The 17,826-nt window shown below is 63.9% G+C and carries 14 protein-coding genes; 7 read left to right on the forward strand and 7 right to left on the reverse strand.

Annotated features, from left to right (window positions below):
• Positions 1-347 precede the first annotated feature (347 nt).
• The gene (locus VAR608DRAFT_RS01875) at positions 348-1,307 is read right to left on the reverse strand and encodes a LysR family transcriptional regulator (protein ID WP_088952521.1); all 960 of its coding nucleotides are present in this window, start codon (positions 1,305-1,307) and stop codon (positions 348-350) included.
• Between the two features lie 101 nt (positions 1,308-1,408).
• Between VAR608DRAFT_RS01875 and VAR608DRAFT_RS01880 the strand changes: the two genes are divergently transcribed.
• Both VAR608DRAFT_RS01880 and VAR608DRAFT_RS01885 read left to right on the forward strand, forming a co-directional pair.
• Positions 1,409-2,413 carry a Bug family tripartite tricarboxylate transporter substrate binding protein gene (locus VAR608DRAFT_RS01880; protein WP_088952522.1) on the forward strand — a complete coding sequence of 335 codons (1,005 nt, stop codon included), beginning with the start codon at positions 1,409-1,411 and terminating at the stop codon, positions 2,411-2,413.
• Position 2,414: 1 nt separating this feature from the next.
• A complete protein-coding gene (locus VAR608DRAFT_RS01885) occupies positions 2,415-3,458 on the forward strand; it encodes an alpha/beta fold hydrolase (protein ID WP_088952523.1) in 1,044 nt (347 codons plus the stop codon).
• 79 nt (positions 3,459-3,537) lie between these two features.
• Here VAR608DRAFT_RS01885 and VAR608DRAFT_RS01890 read toward each other — a convergent pair whose 3' ends face one another.
• Positions 3,538-4,683 (reverse strand): ABC transporter substrate-binding protein, encoded by a 1,146-nt coding sequence (locus VAR608DRAFT_RS01890; RefSeq protein WP_088952524.1) that lies wholly within the window; start codon positions 4,681-4,683, stop codon positions 3,538-3,540.
• Positions 4,684-4,952: 269 nt separating this feature from the next.
• On the opposite strand from VAR608DRAFT_RS01890, the gene VAR608DRAFT_RS01895 reads away from it, so the two are divergent.
• A complete protein-coding gene (locus tag VAR608DRAFT_RS01895; protein WP_088952525.1) occupies positions 4,953-6,593 on the forward strand; it encodes an AMP-binding protein in 1,641 nt (546 codons plus the stop codon).
• Positions 6,590-7,090, forward strand: coding sequence for a MaoC family dehydratase (locus VAR608DRAFT_RS01900; protein WP_157730562.1), 501 nt, complete (start codon positions 6,590-6,592; stop codon positions 7,088-7,090). The genes VAR608DRAFT_RS01895 and VAR608DRAFT_RS01900 overlap by 4 nt, the downstream gene beginning before the upstream one ends.
• 246 nt (positions 7,091-7,336) lie before the next feature.
• Here the strand turns inward: VAR608DRAFT_RS01900 and VAR608DRAFT_RS01905 are convergent, their stop codons facing one another.
• The 4 genes from VAR608DRAFT_RS01905 to VAR608DRAFT_RS01920 all read right to left on the reverse strand — a co-directional run bounded on the left by VAR608DRAFT_RS01905 (position 7,337) and on the right by VAR608DRAFT_RS01920 (position 11,855).
• On the reverse strand, positions 7,337-8,074 hold the full coding sequence (locus VAR608DRAFT_RS01905; RefSeq protein ID WP_088952527.1) for a TetR/AcrR family transcriptional regulator: 738 nt from the start codon (positions 8,072-8,074) through the stop codon (positions 7,337-7,339).
• Between the two features lie 216 nt (positions 8,075-8,290).
• Positions 8,291-9,898 (reverse strand): acyl-CoA carboxylase subunit beta, encoded by a 1,608-nt coding sequence (locus VAR608DRAFT_RS01910; RefSeq protein WP_088952528.1) that lies wholly within the window; start codon positions 9,896-9,898, stop codon positions 8,291-8,293.
• The gene (locus VAR608DRAFT_RS01915; protein WP_088952529.1) at positions 9,895-10,398 is read right to left on the reverse strand and encodes an acetyl-CoA carboxylase biotin carboxyl carrier protein subunit; all 504 of its coding nucleotides are present in this window, start codon (positions 10,396-10,398) and stop codon (positions 9,895-9,897) included. Before VAR608DRAFT_RS01915 ends, VAR608DRAFT_RS01910 begins: the two co-directional genes overlap by 4 nt.
• Positions 10,398-11,855, reverse strand: a complete 1,458-nt coding sequence (locus tag VAR608DRAFT_RS01920; RefSeq protein ID WP_088958550.1) for an acetyl-CoA carboxylase biotin carboxylase subunit — start codon at positions 11,853-11,855, stop codon at positions 10,398-10,400. The genes VAR608DRAFT_RS01915 and VAR608DRAFT_RS01920 overlap by 1 nt, the downstream gene beginning before the upstream one ends.
• Positions 11,856-12,075: 220 nt before the next feature.
• Here VAR608DRAFT_RS01920 and VAR608DRAFT_RS01925 point away from each other — a divergent pair, with 220 nt between their 5' ends.
• Positions 12,076-13,287 (forward strand): acyl-CoA dehydrogenase family protein, encoded by a 1,212-nt coding sequence (locus tag VAR608DRAFT_RS01925; protein ID WP_088952530.1) that lies wholly within the window; start codon positions 12,076-12,078, stop codon positions 13,285-13,287.
• Between the two features lie 2 nt (positions 13,288-13,289).
• Complete coding sequence (locus VAR608DRAFT_RS01930; RefSeq protein WP_231973128.1) at positions 13,290-14,165, forward strand: SDR family oxidoreductase; 876 nt, start codon at positions 13,290-13,292, stop codon at positions 14,163-14,165.
• Positions 14,166-14,247: 82 nt separating this feature from the next.
• Here VAR608DRAFT_RS01930 and ltrA read toward each other — a convergent pair whose 3' ends face one another.
• Positions 14,248-15,756: a group II intron reverse transcriptase/maturase gene (ltrA, locus tag VAR608DRAFT_RS01935; protein WP_231973092.1), complete on the reverse strand. Its 1,509-nt coding sequence runs from the start codon at positions 15,754-15,756 to the stop codon at positions 14,248-14,250.
• 402 nt (positions 15,757-16,158) lie between these two features.
• Here ltrA and VAR608DRAFT_RS01940 point away from each other — a divergent pair, with 402 nt between their 5' ends.
• A complete protein-coding gene (locus VAR608DRAFT_RS01940; RefSeq protein WP_088952532.1) occupies positions 16,159-17,772 on the forward strand; it encodes an AMP-binding protein in 1,614 nt (537 codons plus the stop codon).
• Positions 17,773-17,826 lie beyond the last annotated feature (54 nt).

Here is a 17,826-nt window from a genome sequence, read left to right on the forward strand (position 1 = left end):
AGGCATCCAGCGCGCCGGCGTCCCTGAGGCCGACGGAGCCGCGCTGGTGAGTCGTGCCGCGCGCGATGCCCACCCGTCGCGGCTCGAGGCCGTGATGGATGGCGAATTTCAGCAGTTCGCGATTGAAGTGGACGGCATCGACCCGCGCGCTCTAGCACGGCGCGCCGAGGTTGACGTGGGGCAGCAGCCACGGCAGCACTTTGCGCCCCGGGGCGCCGCCGCATTGCCATTCCGATTGCGGATCGCGGCCTCAAGTACGTTGCGTCCAAGTCCGGACGGGCGTCAATCCACCTGAAGGAGGAGAGCGGGGGGCACCCCTGCGCGCCCTAAATGCCCGCTTTGTTCCTCTATTCAGCCCGGTGTGAGTCGGTTGATCCGTGCGCTGCGTCACCCAAATATTCCGCCAGTCGCACCGTGCCACGGCCGGCCCCGGCGGCCGGTAACAGCAATCCGATTGGCTCCAGTGGCATGCGCTCGCGCGTGCGGATTTCCGCCAGTTGATCTCCGCGCATCAGGTGCCGCATCAGGCTGAGCGGAAGTAGCCCCACCACACCCGGCTCTTGCAGCAATCGAAGCAACAGGATGTTTGAGCGGGTGATCAGCGGGTGCAGCCTTGGCGGCGTGGGGAAGCACTTGTCGAGCAAATGATCGAACTGCACTCGCGCCAACGACCCGGCAGGTGCAAGCAACCAAGTAGAAGCGGCGAGGGTCTTCCAGCCGGCCAGTCGACCGGCCAGCGGGTGTGTGGATGCGCACAGCACAGCGAGCCGATCGTCCAACAGCTTGCGAAATACCCAGCCCTCGGGGACTACCGCAGGCCGGCGACAGACGACCAGGTCGACCTCGGAGCTCGCGATCGCCATCAACTGGTCCGCTCCCTCGGCCTCGCGGAGTTGCACCTGCATTTGCGGATACCGGCTGGTGAATGCGGGCAGTGTGTGGACCAGCAGGCCACTCAGGGCGGAGGCCGAACCGATCAGCCGTACGGTGCCCTCGCCGGCACGATGCAAGGTGGCGATCTGTTCGGCGCTTTGGGTCACCCCCTGCATCATCTGCCGCGCTGCGGGAATCACGGCTAGGCAGGCTGCAGTCGGTCGCATGCCCCGCGCATGCCTCTGAAACAGGTCAACTTCCAGCAGGCGTTCGAGATAGGCCAGCGTCTGCGTCACCGAGGACTGTGTCATGCCGATGGCATCTGCCGTGCGAAGCACGCTGCCCAACTCAGCCAGCTTGAGCAGCACCTGAACGTGGCGCAGCCGTCCGCGCGAGGTGAGCCGATTGAGAAGGACTGTGGCTGTGGGTTCCATGAGGTTTCAGGATGGCTAATAGGTCGTCCAACTATGCAATTTGGCAGACAGGGCTGCAAGCCTGAAGATCCGAATCCACGCGAAAAACTACAAGGAGACTCATGACTGACGTGCACACGGAATTGCCGCCGCGCCGCCGCGCACTGCTAGGCGCCTTACTGCTCACTGCCTGCCTGGCTTCGGGGGAGGTGCTTGCCGAGCCATCCGCGGACTTTCCCTCCAAGCCGATCCAACTGCTGGTGGCAGCGCCGCCGGGGGGGGCGTCTGACGCATTCGCCAGGCAGTTCGCCGATGAATTCTCGAAGGTGGTTGGCCAGCCGGTGATCGTGGACAATAGACCCGGCGCGGGCGGCAACATCGCGGCCACCCTGTTGACGCGGGCGCCGCGCGATGGGCATACGCTCATGCTTTCGTGGATGGGCAACGCCACGAACCAGACGCTCATGCCTGACCAGAGCTTCGACATCAATAGGGACTTCGTGCACATCGCGCAACTGGGCGCCGGTTGCAACGTGCTGGTGAGTCGGCAGGATCTCGGCTTCAAGACGCTCGCCGACCTGGTCGCCCATGCTCGTGCCAATCCTGGCCGACTGACTTACGGCAGCTCGGGCAATGGATCATCCGGACACCTGTCGATGGAAATGCTGCGCCAGCGAGCGGGCATCTCGCTGCTTCATGTTCCCTATAAAGGGGGTGCTCCGGCGCTGACGGACCTGCTGGGCGGTCAGGTGCAAGTGATGTTCCTGAACCAGGACTCGGTGATCCCCTACGTGCGCGATGGCAAGCTCGTGCCGCTTGCCGTCACCAGCGCGCAGCGTAATCCACTCTTCCCAGCGGTGCCGACAGTGGCCGAGCAGGGCTATCCCGGTTTCGAGGTCACCGCATGGAGCGGCCTATCTGCCCCTCGCGGAACCCCAGAGGCGGTGGTGCAAGCGCTGCACAAGGCTGCGATCGCAGCCGTCAGTAGCCCGCGGTTCAGGGCTCAGCAGGAGGCCATCGGCGCCCAGGTTGTGGGATCGTCCCAGAGTGAGTACACCGCCTTCGTGCGCGCGGAGACCGAAAAATGGGCCGGGGTCATCAAGTCGGCCGGCATCAAGGCGCAATAACATGAGTATCAGTCCCAACCAGTCCCCTTTGCAGGTCGCCCGCCTCGGCGCATTCACGCTCGCCTCGGGCGCCACCTTGCCTGAATTGGAAGTGGCCTATGTGGCCCACGGAACACTGGTGCCCGACGGCCGCAATGCGATCCTGGTGACGCACGGCTTCACCAGTGGCCCTTCGATGCTCTCCGCGGGGCACCACACGGCGGAAGGCTCATGGGCACCGTTGATGGGCCCTGGCCGGCCACTCGACACGAGCCGCTACTACGTCGTTTGTTCGAACATGCTGGGGTCCTCTTTCGGGAGCACTGGTCCGCGAACCTTGAACCCGAGCACCGGCCGCCCCTGGGGGCCCGACTTTCCGCGCATCACGTTGACCGACATCGTGGGCGCGCAGCACCGGTTGCTGCAGCATCTGGGCGTCAAGCGGCTGCACGCGGTGCTTGGGCCGTCGTATGGTGGCTGGCAGGCCCTGCAATGGGCGCTGGACCAGCCTGCCATGGTTGGCGCCATCGGAGTTTTCATGTCGGGGCTCACCCATCCACCGGGCATCAGTGCCGATGCCCAGAGAGCGCGGTTCGCACAATGCCCGCACTGGCACGGCGGCTGGCACTACGACGATCCAGGCATGGTGGAAGAGTTGTTCAAGCTGCGCCTGGAGACGCTGCGCTCGTACGGGCTCGAGCGACTGTACGAAGATCGTCTGGGCTCCTCTGCAGAACGGCAGGCCGCGCTCGAAAAGTCAAGTCGTGGCTGGGCGCAGCGCTTTGACCCTAACAGCATGGTCGCGCTGGCCGGTGCCGCCGAGAACTTCGACGTGCGCGATCGCATCGACGACATCCGTGCACGCATGCTCTTCGTGGTTTGCACCACCGATGCCATTTTCCCGCCGGATTCGCGTGTGACTGAATTGGTGACGCGTCGGCCGCAGGGGCGCCGCTATCTGGAGCTCGACAGTCCTTATGGACACATGGCCTCCGGCGTGGAGTGGAGGCGACTGGAACCTGAGCTGAACTGGTTGATCCATCATGCTGATGCTCAGCAGACGTGACATAGTCAGCGCAATTGCGGCAGCTCTCGTCCATTGCGCTGAGTGTGACACGTGACCGCGAGATCGCGCCTTGCATCTCTCACTGCCACAGTGAGCAACGACTCTCTGCTTTGCGCGTGAATACCTCTTCGCCCGAAAGTTGCTTGACGAGCTTGAGGTAGTCCCAGGGTTCCTTGGACTCGCCCGGCGCCTTCACCTGCACGAGATACATATCGTGCACAAAGCGCCCGTCCGGTCGGATGGTCCCCTTCGCGTAGAAGTCCTCGATCGGCGTGCTCTTGAGCTTGGCCATCACGGCGTCGGCATTGGTGGTGCCGGCCGCCTGCACCGCTTTCAGATAGTTCATGGTGGCTGAGTAGTCGGCGGCCTGCAGGTCGCTAGGCATCCGCTTGGTCTTGGCGAAAAATTTCCGGCCGAAGGCGCGCGAATCTGCGTTGAGGTTCCAGTCCCAGCTTGTAGTGAATAGCAGGCCTTCGGTGTTCTTCATACCCAAGGCATCTACGTCGGTGTTGAAGAACATCAAGGCCGCGATCTTCATGGAGCGGTTGATGCCGAACTCGCGCGCGGCCTTGATGGCGTTATGCGCGTCGGTGCCGGCCGTGGCAAGGCCGAGGATCTGCGCCTTCGAGTTCTGTGCTTGCATCAGGAATGAGGAAAAATCTGGCGCATTCAGCGGATGTCGCACAGCGCCGATGACGTTACCGCCGCTGGCCCGCACCACCTTGGCAGTGTCTTCTTCCAGCGAGTGACCGAATACGTAGTCCACGGTTAGGAAGTACCAGTTCCTCCCGCCAGCGGCGACCACGGCGCCTCCGGTGCCACGCGACAGCGCCACCGTGTCGAAGGCGTAGTGCACCGTGTAGGGGGTGCATTGCTCGTTGGTGAGTGAGGGGCTGCCGGCGCCGATGTTGAAGTACACGCGCTTCTTATCGCGCGCGAGATTGGCGAGCGCCAGGCCAACGCCGGAGTTGGAGCCCGCGAGCAGAGCGGTGAGGCCGGCCGTATCGATCCATTCGCGAGCCTTTGAGGCGGCGATGTCAGCCTTGTTCTGGTGGTCGCTGGACAAGAGCTCGATCGGACGGCCCAGCACCTTGCCGCCGAAGTCGTCGATCGCCATCTGGACCGCAATGGCGCCGTTCTTGCCGTCGATGTCAGCAAACACGCTGGACATGTCGGTCAAGAAGCCGATGCGCACTTTGTCGGTGGTCTGGGCATGGGCGGCCATGCCCAGCAGGGCGACGGTGCAAGCGAGTGGGGCTAGTACGGACGCTTTCAAAAGTGTCTCCTATCAAAGGAAATGAGGGACGCTCAAATATGTCTCAAGATTAGCGATCAGACTACTTTTTCGTTCGAATGGAAACATGGTAGTTATAGGGACATACCCTCTATCTGTTGCAGCACTAGTGGATTGAGTGACTATCAAATAATGAGCAAAATTCGTTCTACTCGGCGACGATCTGCTGCCGTCGCCATTTTCGAAACAGGAACTGCAACGTGATTCCCATCGACGACCACTCCACCATCGGCGAGTGCTTCCTGCGTGCGGCGCAGGCTTACTGTGAAAACACCTTCTTGGCTGTGCCGGCGAACCCTGGGCGTGCTTATTACCCTCAGGGCCTGGAGGTCAGCTTCGGCGAAGCGCGGGACGCGGTGCATCAGCTCGCGGAGGTGTATGCGCGTGCCGGCTATGGGGTGGGCCACCGCATCGCGCTGCTGATGGAAAATCGACCTGAGCACCTGCTGCACAAGCTGGCCATGAACATGCTGGGCGTGTGCTGCGTGCCGCTGAACGGGGATCATCGCCCGCGTGAAATGGCCTACGTGCTTGACCACGCGCGGGTCGATGTCGTTGTGGTACTCGAACCGCTGGAGCCTCTGCTTGCGGCAGCGCTGTCGGAGGCCCGGAACCGGCCCGCCGTGGTGCGGCTGGCCCACTTCGCTGTGGACCTGCCGCGCCCCCAGAACCCAGCCGAGCCGAACCGGCCAATGGCCGAAACACCCGCCAGCGTGCTCTACACCTCGGGTACGACGGGGCGCCCCAAGGGCTGCGTGCTGTCACACCGCTACGAACTGGCCTCGGGCGCTTGGTATGCCACGCGTGGCGGGTTGTGCGCCTTCGCCGAAGGTGCCGAGCGGCTCTACAACCCACTGCCGCTATTCCATGTCAACGCTTCGGTGCTGTCATTCTTCAGCGTGATGTTGACCGGCAACTGCCAGGTGCAGACCGACCGTTTCCACACGGCGCGCTTCTGGCCGGAGGTGTGTGCCTCGCGTGCCACCGCGGTCCACTATCTGGGCGTCATCGTCCCGATGCTGCTGAGCCAGCCTGCCTCGGCGTTGGACCGGGCGCATACGGTGCGCTTCGCGATCGGTGCCGGCGTGGAGCCGCAGCTGCATGAAGTCTTTGAGCGGCGTTTCGGCTTCCCGCTGATCGAGATCTGGGGCATGACCGAGATGGTACGGGCGCTGGCTGACAACCTGCCTTCGCGGCAGGTCGGCCAGCGCGCATTCGGTACCGCGCAGCTAGGGGTCGAGGTGCGCGTGGTCGATGATGCGGACCACGACGTGCCGGACGAAGCGCCGGGCGAGATGGTCATCCGGCACTCGGAGGCGACGCCCCGCAAGGACTTCTTCAGCGGCTATCTCGACGACGAGGCGGCCACGGAGCAGGCTTGGCGCGGCGGCTGGTTCCATACGGGGGACATCGTGCGTCGCGCCTCGAACGGGATGCTGCATTTCGTCGACCGCCGCAAGAACATCATCCGCCGCTCCGGCGAGAACATTGCCGCAGCGGAGGTAGAAGCGCTGTTGCAGACGCACCCCGATGTCGCCCACGTGGCCGTACTGGCGGTGCCCGACGAGATCCGCGAAGAGGAGGTGTTGGCCTGTGTAGTGCTGCGCCCCAGCGTAGTGTTCGAGCGCGAGACGATGGCACGCGCATTGTTCGACTTCTGCTTCATAGGCTTGGCCTACTACAAGGCGCCAGGCTGGGTGTGGATCACGGACCACATCCCGACCACGGCCACGCAGAAGATCCAGAAGCACCAACTGTTTCCGGCCGGTACCGACCCGCGCACGGTGGCTGGCATGGTGGACCTGCGCGTGCTCAAGAAGCGCGGGCAGGCAGTGCAGTGAGCATCTCTGATTTGCAGGAGCAGGATATGGGTTGGTACTACGAGGATTTCACGCCGGGCCGCAGCATTGTCACGCCACGCCGCACCATTACCGAGGCCGATGTGATCGGCTTCGCGGGGCTCAGCGGCGACTTCAATCCGCTGCATGTGGACGAGCTATTCGCGCGCGAAGCCGGCTACGGCGGCCGTATCGCGCACGGGCCGATGGTGCTGGGCATGGCGCTGGGCATGGGCGCGCAGGCAGGCCTGTTCAGCGGCACGGTACTGGGCATGCTGGGCGTCCAGTGGGCCTTCCATAGCCCGGTGCGTGCCGGTGACACATTGCATGCGGTCATCTCCGTCGCCGGCGCGCGCACGACCCGTAAGCCGGGTCGCGGCATCGTCGATCTGCGCTTTGAGATTCGCTCGGCCACGCAGGAGTTGGTGCAGAGTGGGCAGTGCCAGATCATGTTCGCATGTCGCACAAATAGGGACATGGAGCAGGTTGCGGTTCAGTGAGGGAGATGTAGCGGCTGGAGATGTTGCGCAGCGCCCAGTGGAAGATTCGGCCGGTCACCGTGGATGGTGCTTCCCGCCGCGTCGCGTGCGCAATTGGCGCAGCATGGGCAAGGCTTGCTCGGTCGCTTGCTTGAGCGACGCGATGTCGCAGTACCGGACGTCATGCGGGCGCAGCCCGCTGCATGATGCGTAGTTCCCATCACGCGCTTCGCGATTCCGCGGAGGGCATGGTCCTCGCGACCGGCCTCAGGCGCGGGGCGGGCGTCCTGTCGCGAGCAGCGCCTCCAGGCGCGCAAGCCGGGCTTCCACGCCACCTACCGTTGGCGTCGCCTGTAGGCCGTGCAGCATGAGGTTGGTGTAGCTGTCGACCACAGAGTCGACGTTGATGCGCTGGTTTCCATACAGCGTTGGCCACATCAAGTGTTCAAGGCCGCCGTACAGCATGGCGCGCACCGCGTCTACGTCGACGCCTGCGGCCAGCTCGCCATCCCGCACGGCATCTTCAAGTGCGAGGCGCACGAATTGTGTGTAGCGTACCTGCAGATCGTGCAGGCCCGCGCCGGTGTACTCCGGGCCCGTCCGCACCTCATGCAGCACGAGCTTAGCGAGGCCGGGTGTTTCGACATAGACACGCACATGCCGCCAGACGATGAAGCGTAGCCGCGAGCGCAGACCCTGGATGCGCGCGAAACCTTCTTCCACGTCCCGGATCAGCGGCTCGTACATCGCGCGCAGCACCTCGTGCAACAGGTCGCGCTTGGTCGGGAAGTAGTTGAACACCAGCCCCTCAGCAATGCCCACGCGATTGGCAATCTCGCTGACCGCGGTGCCCTGAAAGCCTTTTTCCAGAAACACCTGGCGTGCAGCCGCGAGGATCTCGTCCGCCCGTCGCTGGCGACGTTCGGACAATGGTGCGACGGCGGTCGCCGCATTGGAGGCCTTGACGGGCTTCCGGGCGACGGGCGGTTTGGTGGAGGTCTTCATGGATGGCGGCCGACAATCGGAACACCTGAGCTTACCCTGAGCGCCGGCCTTGCCCGAAGGCCGCGATGCGTTCCTGAAACGTGCGCCAGTGCGTTGCAGGCGGCCTGCAGTTGCGCACAGAAGTGCTCGTCCATCACGTTCGGCCCGGCTGCGCGCACCAGAGTCAGCGCCACGATGCCAGGCTCGATGGAGTCCAACCGCAGCCGCGGCATGGCCTTAGATGCGGAAGACGCCATAGCTCGGTGGCGCGATCGGCTGGTTCAGCGAAGCGCTCAGCGCCATGCCCAAGGAATTGCGCGTGTCCAACGGATCCAGGATGCCGTCGTCCCAGAGGCGCGACGTGGAGTACAGCGCACTCGACTGGAGTCTGTAGTCCTGCAGCACGGGGTCGCGGATGGCCGCCACCTCTTCCGGCGAGAGCTCTTCGCCCTTGCGCGCGAACTGCCGCAGCTTGATCTCGGCCAGCACGTTGGCGGCCTGCTCGGCGCCCATGACCGAGATCTGACTCTGCGGCCACATGAACAAGAAACGCGGATCGAAAGCGCGTCCCGACATGCCGTAGTTACCCGCGCCGAAGGAGCCGTTGCACACTACCGTGAACTTGGGCACCTCGGAGCCCGCCACCGCCATGATCATTTTGGCGCCGTCCTTGGTGATGCCACGTCGTTCGTAATCGCGCCCAACCATGAAGCCGGTGATGTTCTGCAGGAACAGCAGGGGCGTGCGGTTCTGGTTGCACAACTCGATGAAGTGCGTGCCCTTCTGCGCGCTCTCGTTGAACAGGACGCCGTTATTGGCCAGGATGCCGACCTTGTAGCCCCATAGATGAGCGAAGCCGCACAGCAGTGTGGGGGCGTACGCGGGTTGGTATTCGTGGAAGCGACTGCCGTCCACCATGCGCGCGATGATCTCGCGCATGTCGAACTGCACCTTGATGTCGCGCGGAACGATGCCGTACAGCTCGGACGGGTCGTAGTAGGGCGCCTCGGGCTCCTGCCATTCAACCACGGCTTTTTGAGGACGCTTCCATTGCGCCACCACGTCCCGGGCGATGGCGATGGCTTCGTACTCGTTGCTCGCCGGATAGTCCGCGGTACCCGACAGTCGCGTATGCACGTCGCAGCCGCCGAGATCATCGGCGCTGACTTCCTCGCCCGTAGCGGCCTTCACCAGTGGAGGTCCACCCAGGAAGATGGCGCCGTTGCCGCGAACGATCACGCTGTAGTCCGACAGCGCCGGCACATAGGCGCCACCGGCCGTGCAATGCCCCAGCACGATGGCCACCTGGGGAACGCCCATCTTCGAGAGGATCGACTGATTTCGGAAGATGCGCCCCGCGTAGTGGCGGTCTGCAAACAGGTCCGCCTGCAGTGGCAGGAAGCCACCAGCACTGTCGCACAGATGGACCATGGGCAGTCGGTTCTCGACGGCAATGTCGGTTGCTCGCACGATCTTCTTGACCGATAGCGGGTACCAGGCTCCACCCTTCACACTGGCGTCGGAGGCGTTGATCATCACTTCACGGCCGCTGACGATGCCGATGCCCGTGACGACGCCCGCGCCGGGCACCTCGCCGTCGTATTCCATGTTGCCAGCGAGCGTGGAAAGTTCCAGGAAAGGGGTGCCGGGGTCGAGGAGTTGCTGCAGGCGCTCGCGCACGAACATCTTGTTCTGGCGCGCGAGCCGTTGCATGTCGCGCTCGGGCCGCTGGTGCCGAACGGCTTCCTGTTGCTGCCTGAGTGTCGCAGCCAACGCCAGGTTGTGCTGCCGGTTGGCCAGGAAATCAGCGGAGCGCGTATTCAGTACGGATTCAATACGGTTCATGCCGTGGCGCTCCTCTCTAGGCTGACAAGCACGGCATCGCGGTCAAAAGTCTGTCCGACGCTCACGTGCAGGGATTGCACGACGCCGTCGCACGCGGCATTGATTGTGGTTTCCATCTTCATGCTCTCGATCACCATCAGGGGGGCGCCTCGCTGCACCTGCTGGCCGGCTTCGACCGACACGGCGATGACTGAGCCCGGCATGGGAGCGCGCGCCACGGCTTCGCCTTCGTCTTTTTGTTCGCTCGCGAAGCGTTTCAAGTTGTGGACATAGCTCAGGATGTAGCTTTCGCCGTCAAGGTGCACATGCACCTCGTCGCCCCGCCGTGCGATGAAAGTGCGGCAACTGTCTTCATGGATGAGCAGCTCGTGCGCGTGATCGCCGCGGGCAAGGAGGCCGATGGGGAACTGCTTCCCGTCGGTGTGCAGGCGATAGCCCCCGCCTGCGCGCGACAACCAGAGTTCGTGCTCCTTACCATTGAGGAAGAATGCGTGCGCCATTAGTTTCTCCAGTCGCCCATCGCGGCGTGCAGGTCCGGCACGGCATCGGCGGCAGCGCGCACCGGGCGCGAGGCCATCGCGGCGATGGCCAGCAGCCGATGCAGCGTATCTGTGGGTATTGGAGGCTCCGCGGCGACTTCGGGCTGCGCATCCAAGAACCCGGTGTGGATCTCGCCCGCCACGAAAGCGGGATGGGAGAGCAGCCGGCGCAGGAATCCTGTATTGGTCTTGCAGCCCAGCAGCACGTAGTCGCCGAGGGCGCGCTGCGCAGCCGCGATGGCTTCGGTGCGCGTGGCGCCAGAGACGATCAGCTTGGCCAGCATAGGGTCGAAGGCCGCGGTGACCTCCTGCCCGGCGGCGATGCCGGAGTCGACGCGGATGCCTGGGCCACGTGGTTCGTGCAAGGCCAGGATCGGGCCTGTGGTCGGCAGATAGCCGCGGGCCGGGTCCTCGGCATAGATGCGAAACTCGATCGCATGACCGCGCGGAAGCAGCGAGGCTTGCGTAAAAGCCAGCTTGTTTCCGGCCGCGACGAGCAGCTGCTGATCCACCAAATCGATGCCCAGCACTTCCTCGGTGACCGGGTGCTCGACCTGAAGCCGCGTGTTCATCTCCAGGAAGTAGAACTCGCCGCTGCCGAAGATGAATTCCACGGTGCCTGCGTTGCTGTAGCCCGCGCGCTTGGCAATGCCGGCGGCCGTGGCGCAGATGTCGCGACGCAGTTCAGGCGTCAAGGCGGGCGATGGCGACTCTTCCACGATCTTCTGGAAGCGACGCTGCACCGAGCACTCGCGCTCGAACAAATGCACGACGTTGCCGTGGTGATCACCTAGCACTTGTACCTCGATGTGCCGGGGGTTTTCGATAAATCGTTCCACGTACAGCCGCCCGTCGCCAAAGTACCGCTGGCCTTCGCTGCGCGCGCGCTCCAATTCAGGCCGCAGTTGCTCGGCTTCACGCACGATGCGCATACCCTTGCCGCCACCGCCCGCGGCCGGCTTGATGAGCAGCGGGAAACCGACCGCCAGTGCGCGTTCAACGAAGCTATCTGGGTCGTCATCCTCGATGGCGGAGGGCGCGACCGGGAAGCCTCCTTGGGCCACGAATGCGCGGGCCCGGACCTTGTCGCCCATCAGGTCGATGACCTCCGGTGAGGGGCCAACGAAGACCAGTCCGGCCTGCGCGCATTGGCGCGCGAACGTCGCGTTCTCCGAGAGAAAGCCATAGCCGGGATGGATGGCACCGGCCCCCGCGCTGCGTGCCGCATCGATGATCTGCGCGCCATCCAGGTAGGCCGCCACGGGCGTAGTGCCGTGGATCTCGACAGCAGCGTCGGCCTGCCGGACTGCGGGCGTCTGTGCGTCCACGGCGTGGTGTACCACCACTGCCCGTAGGCCGAGGCGCTGCACCGTGCGGACGATGCGCGATGCGATCTCGCCGCGATTGGCGATCAGCACCGATTGGAAGGGCCAGTTTATCTGCACCTGTACTCCGTGTTCTGTTGCGGGTTGTCCGATAGATTATTGAGTGGTACTCATATAGAGATGTTTGTGGTTTTCCCTAGTATTGCAACGACGTTGCTTCGTTGGCATGATGAGTGTCACTCAAATTATGAACCGCCAGCGGCGGAATTTCGCTAAACCTGACGCCGCTTGCGCGTCTCAGCCTGGAGTAACCATGTCAGAGGGTAGCTTGCATATCGATCGGCGTCCTGTCTCCCAAGTGTTCGCCGGCCTGTTGGACGACGAGTTGGAGGTACTTGCGCAGGCTGACCGCTTTGCGCGTGCTGAGCTCTACCCGCTCGCGCAACGTATGGACGACGAGGAGTGGTGGCCTGCCGATGTCTTTGCGCGCATCGGCGCCAATGGCTATTTCGGCATCACGGCCCCCGAAGCGCTGGGGGGCACGGGACTGGATCTCTTTACCAGCGGCTTGGTGTTGCAGGCCTTCGCTCGCTGGAACCATGCGCTTGCACTGGCATGGGTTGCCCACGAGAACCTGTGTCTGCACAACATTCTGCGCAATGCCAGCGATGAGCAGAAGGCACGCTTTGTCCCAGGCTTGACCAGCGGCAATCTTGTGGGGGCACTCGGGTTGACCGAGCCCGGCGCGGGCTCCGATGCACTGGGTTCCATGCGTACCACGGCTCGGCGCGAGGGCGACCACTACGTGCTTGATGGCTCCAAGATCTTCATCACCAACGGCCCCGTGGCCGACGTGCTGCTAGTCTATGCCAAGACGGACCGCGAACGAGGCTCCCAGGGCATTTCCGCCTTTTTGGTGGAGAAAGACATGCCGGGGTTCGGCGTCGCGCAGAAGCTGATGAAGATGGGTTTCCGCGGCAGCCAGACGGGCGAGCTCGTGTTCAACGAATGTCGCGTGCCGGCTGCCAATCTGGTGGGGGAGGAGAACGGGGGCGTCAAGGTGGTGATGAGCGGCCTGGATCTGGAGCGCGCCATGATCGCACCGCTGTGCCTCGGGATCGCGGAGCGGGCGCTGGATCTGAGCATTGAATATGCGCGCACACGCCAGCAGTTCGGCAAGCCGATCGCCAGCTTCCAGATGATCCAGGACAAGATCGCCTCGATGTACGTGCAAGTGGAGGCCATGCGCGTCTTCACCTATCAGACGTTGCGTGCCGTCAATGCGCTGGAAGGCGGCGAGGCGGGGCGGGGCGAGATTCACAAGCTCACGGCCGCCTCGGTGATGTTCGCCGCCAACGGCATGCATGCCGTGCTGGACGAGGCGCTGCAGGTGCATGGCGGAACGGGCTACATCTGGGAGTCGGAGATCAACCGGCTCTATCGCACCATCAAACTTTTGGAAATCGGCGCCGGCACGACAGAGGTGCGCAAGATCATCATCAGCGGCGAACTGCTCAGGGGCTGACCGTGGATGCGCAACACACTGGCGAAGAAGCTATGCAGGCCCTGTGGGATGAGCCCACGGTCTACGCACCGGGATTGTTTGCGGGTCAGGCGGTGTTGGTTTCAGGAGGCGGCACGGGCATCGGGCGCGCCATTGCGCTGCTCCTGGCTCGGCTGGGTGCGCGGGTCTTCATCTGCGGGCGCACTGTGGAGAAACTCGAGGCGGTGGAGCGCTTCGCCCAAGCCCGGGGCGCGCACGTGCGGGCAAAGGTGGCCAACGTCCGCGATCCCGAGCAAGTGGCTGCGCTGTTTGCCTGGCTGGCGCAGGAGGCGGGCGTGCTCACGGCTGTCATCAACAACGCGGGCGGGCAGTTTCCCCAGGCGGCCATCGACTTCGCAGCCAAGGGCTGGAATGCCGTCATCGATACCAACCTCAATGGCACCTGGCACATGATGCAGGCGGCCGCGCGTCATTGGAGGGATGCAGGCCAACCCGGGGTGTTGGTGAACGTGGTGGCCGTCGTGGACCCCGGCATCCCAGGCATCGCCCACTCCATGGCGGCGCGCGCTGGTGTCGTCGGCGTCACGCGCACCGTGGCGGTGGAGTGGGCTCCATTGGGCATTCGCGTGAACTGCATCGCGCCGGGGCTCACTGCCAGTGAAGGTCTCGAGGTCTACCCGCAGGAGGCGCGACGCCAGTTCCATCGCGCAAATCCGATGCGTCGCACCGGGACGCTGCGCGAGATCGCGGAGTCCGCGGTCTTTCTGGCGAGTCCGGCTTCGAGCTTTATGACCGGAGAAGTCGTAACGGTGGATGGCGGTGGTCGACTCTGGGGTGACCTTTGGACGATCGAGCGGCCTGCCTATTTCGCCGACGAAGCGGGCGCTTCCAAAGATTGAGAAAAGCTTGGCCATTCAAACAAGAGTCAGAGTAGGAATGCCAGTCACCCAGCACCCCCTCCACAGATCCGTACGTGCGGCACTACCGCATACGGCTCCTGCCTTGGGTCATGACGATCAGACGCTGGTTCGGGTAAGGGTGGCAGATGTGGGGATCAGGAAGCCAATGCGCGATCAATCGATACATTCGACGCCAGGTCAGGCCACGGCTCTGACTGCGGCGGCACAGCGTGCGATGCCACAGCCTAGCGACCTGGAAGCGGAATGTCCTCAGCCGCGCGCCGTTGTCAGGCACGCCAAAGTACCGGCCATGCCCAACCACCACCGCCTGCAGGTACTGGCCCTGCTCGGGGATCGGGTGGTGCATGCGCCGTCTGAGTTCGATCTTGACCGCCTGCAGTTTGGCTCGCAGGCGTTTGGCACTGGTCAGCCGCAAGACCATGAAGTGACCCTTCCTCGTCTTCCCGCAGCAATGCGTGAAGCCCAGGAAGTCGAAGGTCTGCGGTTTGCCTTGTCCCTTGCGGCGTCGGTTCTCCTGGGCGAAGCGCCCGAACTCGATCAGCCGCGTCTTCTCGGGGTGCAGCTTCAGCCCGAACTGGCCCAGCCGCTCGGCCACCGCGCGCTGGAAGCGCTCGGCGTCGTCACGGAACTGGAACCCGGCCACCCAATCGTCGGCATAGCGCACGACGATCACGTCGCCTCGGGCGTAGCGCCCCCTCCACTGCTTCACCCACAGGTCGAACGCATAGTGCAGGTAGATGTTGGCCAGCAGCGGACTGACGCTGCCGCCTTGCACCGTACCCAATTCACTTTGCATGAGCCTGCCGTCCTCCAGCACGCCCGCGTGCAGCCATTTCTTGATCAGCCGCACCACGCGCGCGTCAGCCACGCGATGTTCGATGAACTTCACCAGCCAGTCCCTCTCGATCGTGTCGAAGAACTTGCTGATGTCCGCATCGAGTATCCAGTTCACCTTCCTTGCGCTCACACCCACCGCCACGGCGTCCAGCGCGTTGTGCGCGCTGCGCCTGGGCCTGAAGCCGTAGCTGAACCCGAGGAAGTCCTGCTCGTAGATGGCGTTCAACACCTCGACCGTGGCGCGCTGGACGAGTTTGTCCTCCAGCGCCGGCACGCCCAGGGGGCGCTTGCTGCCGTCGGCCTTGTCGATGTACACCCTCTTCACAGGCTGGGGCCGGTAGCCCCCTCGGGCCAACCGCTCGGACAGCTCCAGGAGGTTGCCCTCCAGGTCCTGCCCGTACGACTGCCAGGTCTGGCCGTCCACCCCGGCGGCCGCATCGCGCTTGAGCGCGAGGTAGGCCGCCCGCAGGCGTTCGACCGCGTAGATGTGGTGCAGCAGTCCCGTGAACCTCGCACCACGACGGCCCTTTGCCGTCTGTCGTATGCCATCGAGCGCAGTTCCCATGTCATAGACCCGCACCGATCTGCGGGACATGCGCGCCGCGATGGCATTTCCCTTGGCTCGCCGCCTTCCCTCCACCGCCTCCGCCGCCGCAGGGATTTCACCCGCGGCCTTGTTCGGCAGCTTCTGCGGTACTACGCAGCGATCCGACTTCCCGCCTCTGTTGCTCATCGTCGTACGCCCTTGGGCTTCACGATGCGCTCTGCGCCGAGCGCTTCCCAGCGCTGCGCAGAAGATCGCGGGATCTCCCGGTTCCCATGCAAAGTGTTTCCGCGCGTGCGCGGGGTCTCTGACCGCGCGGGGTCCGGCGCTGCCTCGCCAATGCGGCAGCCCCGGTGTGGCCTTCGGCATGTCTCCACGGCCTCGGCACCCCGGACCACCCGTGGCTCTCGCCTCGGGGCATGTATTACGCGGCTCAATACCCGGCCCGCGCGTACCCCTGTCAACGCTTCGCCCAACACCCTCACGAATGTGCACGCATGACTCGGGGCCGCCGTAGCTGGCTAAGCCTTCAACGTATGACTCTTTCATTCACAACACTTTGCCGGTTTTGACCGGCGCACGGAGACAGACATGACACAACGCAATGCCGCCGGAGCGGACTTCGTCCGGCGCGTCAATGTTGGTGACCTGCTGACGCGCAGCGCGGCGAGGGCGCCGGGACAGGAAGCTGTCATCGACGGCCATCGGCGCTACAGCTACGCGTCCTTCGAAGCATGGTGCAACCAGCTTGCAAATGGGCTGCTCGCTCGCGGCTACGTCCCTGGCGATGCACTGGCGCTCATGTCGGGCAACAGTGCAGAATTTCTGGCAACTTACTTTGCGTGCGCCAAGATCGGCGTCGTGTGCGTGCCGATCAACCTCTTCTGGCGAAATGGTGAATTGGCCTACGTGCTCGGGCATGCCGGCGTGAGAGGAGCTGTCGTCACGGCGGAATTGGTTGAACAGTTCATTACGGGGCTGAAGCCGGAGCAAGTGCTGCGTGACGTGTTCGTGATTGGAGATTCCGCAGCGCCCCAAGCTTTGCCCGAGGGCCTGGTGCGCATCTCCTATACAGAACTGTTCGTCGGGCAACCGTCCGTGGTGCCCATGGTCGATGTACCGGATCGCGCACCGCTGTCCTATCTGTACACCAGTGGGACGACGTCAGCGCCCAAGGGCGTGGTGGGGAATCACTTGGCGATCTATCTCGAGTCCCTGGGAACGGCCATTGACACGGGATTGAGCTGGCGTGATCGGGCGTTGGCCATGATGCCGATGTTCCACACCGCACAGCTCAATGCGATCTGCACGCCGGTCATCGCCGCAGGGGGCACCATCCTGGTGATGAAGAGCTTCGAAGCGGAACGGCTATTGGATCTGATCGAGCAGGAAAAGCTCACCGTGCTGTTTGGACTTCCCATGATGTATCGCGCCATGGTGGAAGCGCAGCGCGCCCGCGCGCGCAGTGTGGGTAGTCTGAGGCTTGCGGTCTATGCGATGGCGCCCATGCCCGACCATGAACTTCGCGCGGCTATCGACACCTTCGGTTGCGGTTTCTCACTCATGTTCGGGCAGACCGAAATGAGCCCGGTCGCCACTTTCTTCCGGCCGGAGCACCAGCTCAGTCATCCGGGCGCGGTGGGTACGCCGGCCACCAATGTGCAGGTCGGCATCATGGACGAGGCGGGGCAGCTCCTGCCACAGGGCGAGGCGGGCGAGATCGTCTACCGAAGCCCGCAGGCACTCTCCGGCTACCTGCGCGACCAGGATGCGACCGACACGGTGTTCCGCCACGGCTGGTTCCATTCGGGTGACGCTGGCTACTTCGACGCCGATGGCGTGCTCTGGTTCAGAGACCGTTTCAAGGACGTGATCAAGAGCGGGGGAGAGAACATCGCCTCGATCGAGGTTGAGAAGGCCTTGTATGCGTGCGATCCGGATATCGCGGAGGTGGTGGTGGTCGGATTGCCCCACGAGCGCTGGACGGAAGCCGTGACCGCGGTCGTGCTACCACGTCCAGGCAAGAGCATCGACGAAGCTGCGTTGATGGAGCGGCTGCGCGAACACTTGAGTCCTTTCAAATGCCCGAAGTCTTTCATCATGGTGGACGCCATGCCCAAGACGGCCACCGGGAAGATCCAGAAGGCGGTGCTGAGAAGGACCTACGCCAATCACTATGCATCCGAGGCGCCGTCCTCGTCCTAGACCGGCACGGGAGTCGCCGGACGCAAGGAGCTCCTCGCGTCCCAGAGTATCCAA

Origin of the sequence: Variovorax sp. HW608, from assembly GCF_900090195.1 — a bacterium.
Lineage (GTDB): Bacteria > Pseudomonadota > Gammaproteobacteria > Burkholderiales > Burkholderiaceae_C > Variovorax.